The 8,800-nt window shown below is 53.3% G+C and carries 10 protein-coding genes; 7 read left to right on the plus strand and 3 right to left on the minus strand.

What is annotated here, in order from left to right; translation table 11 throughout:
- From PHQ58_RS22485 to PHQ58_RS22495, 3 genes are all read right to left on the minus strand, one after another.
- Positions 1-645, minus strand: a 645-nt coding sequence (locus tag PHQ58_RS22485; RefSeq protein ID WP_300115903.1) for a hypothetical protein, incomplete at its 3' end; no start/stop codon positions are given.
- A 12-nt stretch (positions 646-657) separates the two neighbouring features.
- Positions 658-1,707 (minus strand): Fic family protein, encoded by a 1,050-nt coding sequence (locus PHQ58_RS22490; protein ID WP_300115904.1) that lies wholly within the window; start codon positions 1,705-1,707, stop codon positions 658-660.
- A gap of 116 nt (positions 1,708-1,823) precedes the next feature.
- Positions 1,824-2,144: a hypothetical protein gene (locus PHQ58_RS22495; protein WP_300115907.1), complete on the minus strand. Its 321-nt coding sequence runs from the start codon at positions 2,142-2,144 to the stop codon at positions 1,824-1,826.
- A 17-nt stretch (positions 2,145-2,161) separates the two neighbouring features.
- On the opposite strand from PHQ58_RS22495, the gene PHQ58_RS22500 reads away from it, so the two are divergent.
- The 7 genes from PHQ58_RS22500 to PHQ58_RS22530 form a co-directional block, all read left to right on the plus strand.
- Entirely contained in the window at positions 2,162-2,521 is a 360-nt protein-coding gene (locus PHQ58_RS22500) for a hypothetical protein (protein WP_300115908.1), read from the plus strand.
- A gap of 215 nt (positions 2,522-2,736) precedes the next feature.
- A complete protein-coding gene (locus PHQ58_RS22505; protein ID WP_367187365.1) occupies positions 2,737-3,357 on the plus strand; it encodes a plasmid partitioning protein RepB C-terminal domain-containing protein in 621 nt (206 codons plus the stop codon).
- Between the two features lie 79 nt (positions 3,358-3,436).
- Positions 3,437-4,819: a hypothetical protein gene (locus tag PHQ58_RS22510; RefSeq protein WP_300115909.1), complete on the plus strand. Its 1,383-nt coding sequence runs from the start codon at positions 3,437-3,439 to the stop codon at positions 4,817-4,819.
- A gap of 382 nt (positions 4,820-5,201) precedes the next feature.
- Entirely contained in the window at positions 5,202-5,915 is a 714-nt protein-coding gene (locus PHQ58_RS22515) for a hypothetical protein (RefSeq protein ID WP_300115911.1), read from the plus strand.
- Between the two features lie 211 nt (positions 5,916-6,126).
- Positions 6,127-7,668 (plus strand): N-6 DNA methylase, encoded by a 1,542-nt coding sequence (locus PHQ58_RS22520; RefSeq protein WP_367187366.1) that lies wholly within the window; start codon positions 6,127-6,129, stop codon positions 7,666-7,668.
- A 44-nt stretch (positions 7,669-7,712) separates the two neighbouring features.
- Positions 7,713-7,883: a hypothetical protein gene (locus PHQ58_RS22525; protein ID WP_300115917.1), complete on the plus strand. Its 171-nt coding sequence runs from the start codon at positions 7,713-7,715 to the stop codon at positions 7,881-7,883.
- On the plus strand, positions 7,870-8,800 hold a 931-nt coding region (locus PHQ58_RS22530), incomplete at its 3' end, for a class I SAM-dependent DNA methyltransferase (RefSeq protein WP_300115919.1). The genes PHQ58_RS22525 and PHQ58_RS22530, both read left to right, overlap by 14 nt.

Genomic DNA, 8,800 nt, shown 5'->3' on the forward strand with positions numbered 1-8,800 from the left:
CTTTCCGGTCAAATCACAGATAACTACGCTTGATTTGCAAATCAGTGAAACCACATCCTGAATGATCGCATCGTGGTTCCAAATGTCATCGGCCCTTTTGCATTGCTTACCGACCGCCACAGCCGCCACTCCCAAAGCGGCATATACGCCATCAAAACCTGGGCTGAAAGGCATCATGGCTGACACCATACGAAGGCTCGCAGGGGCAGGACTCAACTGAAATACCTTTGGTGTTGGCAGGTCGCTATGGATGCTCCTCAGCAACGCCTTGTACAGATCGGCATCTTTTATTGCCCAATGCGTCCGACTGAATTCAAAATCTTCAATTCCAAGTTCGCGGGCCATTCGCAAAAGTGACGAGTTCGGAATCGGACGAATGGCCGGATCAATTGCGTACTCGAGTTGATAATCCGCTCCTGACAACTTGAGTTGGGTGATAGTTCCGACATGCGCAACTTGGTTCCCGTCCCCTTGGGTTTCCGACATAAACAGGGTCGGCAGTTTTGACACTGCATTGATATCCAAAACCTTGTTCGACATGAAGCGCTGAGCTACGGCATTATCGGTGTACTCAAGTACGCGGCCACTGCCAAACGAGTCACGATGGGTTTGCCAGCCGGAACCCGAAACAATCAAATTAAACATCCATAAATCCCATTACTTGAGTTCGTACCAAACACCGCGCCCACTGCCTTGCAGATTCAAATGACCACGTTCGACCAAGTTGCGGAAGTGAAGCTTGAGCGTATTTCGACTGACGCCCGTCAATTTGATGGCATCGCCAATCGTGATACGGCCATGCTCACGGGCAAATTCGACGATCTGCAACGACAGGTCGGGCAAAGCGGCCAGCACTATTTTTTCGCGTTCGACCTTCTTTTCAAGTCGCCTGACCTGCTCAGCCAGCGAGCGCAGGAAGAAAATCAGCCACGGTTGCCAGTTGGGTGCATCCGATCGGATTGAGCCCTGCGTCTGCCGCAGGGCCAGGTAGTAGGCTTCCTTGTTGAGCTCGATCACGCTTTCCAGCGAGCTGTACGGTACATAGGCATAGCCCGTCTGAATCAACAGCAATGTCGTCAGAACCCGGCTGAGTCGGCCGTTGCCATCCTGGAATGGGTGTATCTCCAGGAACACCACCACGAAGATGGCAATGATCAGCAGGGGGTGCAAATGCGCTTTGTCCCTCTCATCATTGACCCATGCCACCAGTTCGGCCATGAGGCCGGGGGTGTCGAATGGACTTGCCGTTTCGAAAACGATGCCAATCTGTACACCGTTTTCGTCAAACGCGGCCACACTATTTGAGTTGGTCTTGTACTGCCCCCGGTGCCGTGAGTCTTTCTCACTGTGGCGCAACAAGATTTGGTGCAGTTGCTTGACGTGGTTCTCATTGAACGGGATGTCTCGCCAAGAGCTGAACACCAAGTCCATCAACTCTGCGTAACCAGCCACCTCCTGCTCATCGCGGGTCTCAAAAGACTGGATCGCGAGGTTTGAGAGTAGCTTTTCTACTTCCCTATCGGTCAGCTTGCTGCCCTCGATACGAGTGGACGAGCCAATACTTTCGATTGTGGCCACCCTGCGCAAGGCTGAAAGACGTTCGGGCGCAAGCGTTCCCAAAGCGCGCCAAGCGCCTTTGAATTCGTCAATCCGAGCGATCAGGCCCAGGATCTCAGGTGTAATGTGGAGGGAGTCGGTGCGGAGCATAAACCAATGGTACACCCAATTACACCCATTCATAAGTGCTGAACACCCATCGATGGCAAGAGTTGAAATGGGTGTTAATGGATGTTTTATTGGTGTGTTGCTTTAGACGCTTCAAGCTATTTCGAACGCCACTTGGCCAACACACGCGCCTGAAGCGCTTTACGCTCCGGCGACAACCGTGTGCGTCGGGCGGCGATGCGCTCAGCAACCTCACGCTGACGGCTTGGGCCAAACCAGTACTTGCCGTCCTTGGCCATATCCCAAGTGCTCGATACAGCATTCCGATTGACAGTCACGTGATCAGTCTCAACACCAACCTTGGCAAGTTGATCTCGTTCACTTGCGCGCCAGCGCTTATGCCACAGGCGCTTGTCGTCGGCTTCCGAGCGTGCTGTCGTGTGACCAAAAATCGGTGTCTTGCGAAGACTGCGGCTCATTGCTAACCCCTGAATTCATGAATCAATTCGGTCACTCTGGACAAGCAGCAGTGACCACCATTGCCGTGCAGTTCCCATATGCAATTTCATATGGAGAATTTACATGTCAACCAAAATCTGTCTGTGCTGTGGGGAAACCTTTCAGCCGCATCACAAAGTCCCAAATCAGACCTATTGCTCGTTACCCGAATGCCAAAAAGAGCGACGACAAAGCTGGGATCGAAAGAAGCAAAAAAGTGACCCAGACTACCGGGACAACAAAAGCCGGGTTCAGCAAACCTGGACTGAAAGCAATCCAGATTACTGGCGCAAGTATCGCAAATCAAATTCCGGTCCTGGTGGACAAACCGTCACGAGCTCAAGAAAAACTGCACTGATTTCGCCACCACCCGTCAAGATGGACGACTTGGATTGGCTCAAAAACATCCCCGCTGGCATCTACCGAATTAGGCCAGTCTGTACAGAGAGCAGCCAGGTCAAGGGCGGCAGTTGGGTCGTAGAAATCACCCCTGTGTGCGTCTCTTGCCCCTGTCAAGACGACGACTGTCAAGACAGGACGTGATGGCAATTTGGCAACACCAACAGTAACGTGATGCCAAATGAGCTCTCGATCATCCGATACAACACGCGCGTCAACCGGCTATCGTCCATTCAAGAACATCTTATGCTTCGCCGGGCGGTGGAACGCGGCGTGACTGCCCAGCGTTTGGCGGACGCCCTGGACTTGGATATCACCAGCATCACGCGCAAGCTGACGCTGCTTGACGGCATCTGCGCAGAAGCGGCGGCCATCCTGAAAGATCAACAATTCTCGGCGAATCTGGGTTCTGTTCTTCGTAAATTGAAGCCAACCCGACAGGTTGAGTGCGTTGAATTGATGGTGGCAGCCAACAACGTCACCATGGCCTATGCCAACGCGCTGTTTGCAGCCACACCAGCATCACAACTGGTCGATGCGAGTAAGGCTAAAAAGGTGGCGGGGGTAAGTCCTGCGCAGATGGCCAATATGGAACGCGAAATGGGCAACCTGCAAGATCAGTACAAACTTGCCGAGCAAAATTTCAGCCAGGATGTGTTTCAACTGTTTCTGGCGCGCACTTATTTGTCCAAGTTGCTGGCAAATGTCGAAGTCGACCGATACCTCCAACAGCACCATGCAGACATATTGACGGCGTTCAAATCCATCGTTGAAGCCGAATCACTCGACGCATAGATGAATGCCAAGCCATCGATCTTTGCATCCGCCGGTCAGTCATGATCTTTTTGGGGTGGCAAATACTCTTTCAAATTCTGTGGATGATCGATCCGAGGACGACTCACCCGACACCCATCGAAACGCACCTCAACCAGACCCAATCTGCCTGTACGGGTTGGTTGGTGACGTGGCCAGAGCTGGAAGTGACGGCACGGAGGCCAACCCTTATGCGATTGCAGCAAATTTCATGGCTTATTTGTCATGTGCAGTCGGGCGTGGCCCCTATTTGCCGATTGGCAACACCTGGCATCACACCCGTATATTTGTGCTGCACATTGGTCGTTCTGGTCGTGGTCGAAAAGGTGATGCCGTGTCGCTGGTCAGCCGCCTGGACACGGCACTGCGCCAGTTGAGGGAACCGGCGGCACCACCCAATCACCGTGGCGGTCTGTCCAGCCGCGAAGGCCTTGTTTCACTGTTTCACGACGGGTACAAGAATGGCAAAGTGGAAGTTCCGGCCATTGAAGACAAGCGTTTGTGGGTTGTGGAGTCGGAATTTGCCAATGTGCTGCACCAGGGTAGACGTGAGGGCAACACCTTGTCGGCCGCATTGCGTGACTGTTGGGACGGGGTGTGCCTCAAGCCCGCGACCAAATCCAACCGCCTATTTGCCAGTTACCCCCACCTGTGTTTGAGTGGTGCCATTTCGCCCAGCGAACTCCTGGCGTTGATGCGCGCGCGTGAACTGACCAACGGGTTTGCCAACCGGTTCCTGATGATTTGGGCAGAACGGGAAAAGATCGTTCCGTTTCCGCAAGCCACGCCGCACGAAGTCGTGGACGCTTTGGCCACCCGGATTCTCCGAGTTCTGGACTTCGTTCAGGCCGAGCGCGTTTCAGTGCGCGATCACTTGCAAATTGGATTGACAGCGCAGGCCCAGAATATCTACGCCCGCCTGTATCGCGGGGAACTGATTGACGACAGTGGTGGCGAACGCGTCACGGCATTGTTGGAGCGGCGCGCACCAATGCTGCTGCGGCTGGCCATGCTTTTTGCCCTCTGCGATCTGCAAACGCAAATAGACGTGCAGCATATTCAAGCCGCCATGGGTTGGATTCGTCATGGTGTTGAATCGGCCAAATTTGTGTTCGTCAAAGCGACCGATGCAGCAGACTCGGTTCGAACCAGTGCCGCAGCGAAGAAAATTATTGAGTTTTTGAGAATGAAAGGGACGTCAACCCGGTGGCAGATCACCACGGAGTGTTTTCAGGGGCACGTTGCCAAATCTGTGATCGACTTGGCCATTGAGCATTTACTGCTGGCATCACCCGCCCAAGTAGTTGTACAGACCCTGCCAAGGGCAAAAGGCTCGCACGGCCCACAGACACAAACCTACACTTTGTCAGGAATGGCACCTGACCGCTTGTCCCAAAATTGGCAGGCTCACAACGTCGGCCGTACGATCAATGGTTCACGGTAGTGCTCTGAAAACTTCGCATTCTTCGCAAAGTCTGCGAACAGATTTCCCGCTGCAAGCTGTTGATCTATTTGGATTTATAACACTTCGCACACTTCGCACACTTCGCATACGAAGTGAACTTCCTTTGAAGGGTGTCATGTTTGATCTCAGGCTGGTTGATCAGACCAACTGAATCAACTTCAAGGATGCCATGCCCACGCTGGAACTGCATCCCTAAAATTTTGATTCTGGTGAGGTAAGATCGAGCGCAAGGTTTCAGGCCTTACCGTTCGCGCCATCTCCATGGTTTGGTGAATCCTGATAAAGACACTTCCGACACTTTTCATTCTTTCAGTGCGGGCGTAATGCGAACCACGTCATATAAACACTGGCAGGAGAAAACATGTCAACTATTCCATCTGTTTACGACCTCAAGGGTCAAGCACGTGCTCTTCAAAAAGAGCTTTCATGCAAACTCAATCTGGCGCAGCAAAAATTAGCCTCTCAATACGGCTTTAGAGACTGGGCCGCGTTAAGCACAGCATCCAAAAATGGGAAGACCGCTGATCATTTGACGAAATCAACTCTCAATGGCAAGCAAAAATTTGAATTACCGAAGGAAGTTGCCGATCTGTTGCGTGATCAAAGGGCAAGTGCAAAGCCCGAAATCAGCACAATTCAAGCGTTTGAGACCGGTTTGCTTTTTGCCTTCGACATCAAGGAGGGACAAGACTTCCGTTTCGATGAAGTCATGGTGCCCGACGAACACGCCATAGACATTTGTTCAACTGACGTTGCTCCTGTTGCTTGGAATGCCTTTATGGAGGAATACCTTCTGGAAGCAGAAGTTGAGGCCATAACTCCCAATGAACTTCAAAAACTTGTGCACGAAAATGACATCGATCCAGTAGAAATCGTGATGGATTCATTGAGTCTGGTTTTCGTTCGCTATGCTGGTGAACAACTCCCGACCTCTTTCGAAGACGCCTATGCGCTGTCCCTTGATCGAAGCTTTTGGCATCCAATTTATATGTGGTTCCAGGGTAAGTTCATCAATCTGGAAGATTTACAAGAAATCCGTGTCCATGGCAAAGTCGTCAAATCGACACTGAACTAACCTGTTGCAAGTGGTACATGCCTTTCGGTTCTAAAGCCCCCCGTTTTACCTTCCTGAACGGCCCGCAAGGGTTCAACCCAGTCTAAACCACTGGGTTTTTTGTGTTAATCGACATGATCAACCGCTTGCGACAGCATGTGTCGTGCCGTGGTTCCAAAATGGTTATGAAGATCTGGGCACGACCACCGGGCCACGGTTTGTGCTGCGCCGAATGGATAATGCAAGTTGCACCAAAACAAACATAGCAAGGCAACACTTGTCAGCCGAAACTGTCACACTCAACCTGATTGAATCTCACCTATGGGAATCCGCCAACATCCTGCGCGGCCCGGTAGATGCGGCTGACTTCAAGACTTACATCTTCCCGTTGCTGTTTTTCAAACGCATCTGTGATGTGTGGGACGAGGAATACCAGGAGATCGTTGACGACACTGGCGATGAGCAGTTGGCCTGGTTCCCCGAGTCGCACCGCTTCCAGATCCCGGAGGATTGCCACTGGAATGACGTTCGTACCAAGGCCACCAATGTCGGTACGGCACTGCAAGTCGCCATGCGGGAGATCGAAAAAGCCAACCCTGACTCACTGTATGGCGTTTTTGGTGATGCCCAGTGGTCTAACAAAGACCGACTGTCTGATCCCCTGCTCAAAGACCTGATTGAGCACTTTTCCAAGCTGTCGTTCGGCAACCACAACGTCAACTCCGATCTGCTCGGTGATGCCTACGAGTACCTGATCAAGAAATTTGCCGATGCCACCAACAAGAAGGCGGGCGAGTTTTACACGCCGCGCAGTGTGGTGCGGCTGATGATCGATATGCTCGATCCGCGTGAGGGCGAGACCATCTACGACCCGGCCTGCGGTACCGGCGGCATGCTGCTTGCCGCCGTTCAGCACGTGAAAGACACCCATGGTGATGTCAAACGGCTGTGGGGCAAGCTTTTCGGCCAGGAGAAAAACCTCACCACTTCGTCCATCGCGCGTATGAACTTGTTCCTGCATGGCATTGAGGACTTTCAGATCGTGCGCGGCGACACCCTGCGCAACCCGGCCTTTTTTGAGGGTGACCGCCTCTCCAACTTTGACTGTGTCATCGCCAATCCACCGTTTTCACTGGAAAAGTGGGGTGAAGAACAGTGGGTGAATGATCCGTTCGGCCGCAACTTCGCCGGTCTGCCGCCCTCCAGTTCTGGCGACTTTGCCTGGGTGCAGCACATGGTCAAGTCAATGGCCGAGGTCAAAGGGCGCATGGCCGTCGTTCTGCCGCAGGGCGCATTGTTTCGCAAAGGCGCTGAGGGCACGATTCGCCAGAAACTGCTGGAGATGGATTTGGTCGAAGCGGTCATCGGCCTGGCACCCAACCTTTTCTATGGCACTGGTTTGGCTGCTTGCATATTGGTGTTGCGTAAGAAGAAACCCGTTAAACGGCGTAAAAAGATCATGATTGCCGACGCATCACGCCTGTTCCGGCGTGGCCGTGCGCAGAACTACCTTGAGCCGGAGCAGGCGCTGCAAATTCAGCACTGGTTCGAAAAATTCGAAGATGTGCCGGATACCGTGCGTATCGTCAGTCTTGACGACATCAAGGCGGAGGACTGGACGCTCAACATCTCTCGCTACGTATTACCTCCATTGCAAGAGGACATACCGCCGTTGCCTGATGCCATTGCAGCATTCAAGGCTGCGCTCACTCGCTGCCGCGAGGCCGAAGCGCGCCTTGCGCAGGTCATGAATGAAGGGGCGTGGCTGGAATGAGCGTCCGAAAATATGTTTGTCCCGCTTGCAAGCAAAAGACTGGAGTGGACATTCTTTACGGCATGCCCAGTCATGAAGCCTTTGAAATGGCTGAGCGTAAGGAAATCGCCCTGGGCGGCTGCTGTATCGACATCGAAGGTCCCGAGCGCTCCTGCACGAGTTGTGGCCATGAGTGGCGCATCAAGCGTCAGGAGATTAAGTTTGAATTCAAGTAACCGTATCACCCAACAAGAACTCGAAAGCTACCTCTGGGGTGCCGCCGTTCTGCTACGCGGCCTGATCGACGCTGGCGACTACAAGCAGTTCATTTTCCCGCTGCTGTTCTACAAGCGCGTTGCCGATGTCTGGGAAGAGGAGTACCAAGCGGCCGTCTCTGACACAGGCGGTGACTTGTCCTATGCGAAGTTCTCAGAAAATCACCGCTTTCAGATCCCGGACGGTGCTCATTGGAACGATGTGCGCCAAACCCCGAAAAACGTAGGTGCCGCCATTCAGCGCGCCATGCGTGCCATCGAATCGGCCAACCCCGACATGCTGGATGGCATCTTTGGCGATGCGCCTTGGACCAACCGTGAACGGCTGCCCGACGAAACGCTGAAAAACCTGATCGAGCATTTCTCGACCCAAACTCTGTCGGTAGTCAGCGTGCCCGAGGATGAGTTGGGCAATGCCTATGAATATCTGATCAAGAAGTTTGCAGACGACTCCGGCCACACAGCGGCAGAGTTTTACACCAACCGCACCGTTGTCCACCTGATGACGCAATTGCTGGCTCCGAAGCCTGGCGAGTCAATTTACGACCCCACCTGTGGCACCGGCGGCATGCTGATCTCCGCGCTGGACGAGGTTAAACGCTCTGGCGGCGAGTACCGCACGCTCAAGCTCTATGGGCAGGAGCGCAACCTGATCACCTCCAGCATTGCGCGCATGAACCTATTCCTGCATGGCGTGGAAGACTTTGCCATCATCCGAGGCGACACGTTGGCGGACCCCCGGCATATTGAAGGCGACCGCCTTCGGCAGTTCGATGTCATCCTGGCCAATCCACCTTATTCCATCAAACAGTGGGATCGCGAGGCATGGACGCAAGACAAATGGGGGCGTAACTTCTTCGGTACCCCTCCACAAGGCC

The organism is Rhodoferax sp. (assembly GCF_028688795.1).
GTDB lineage: Bacteria > Pseudomonadota > Gammaproteobacteria > Burkholderiales > Burkholderiaceae_C > Rhodoferax.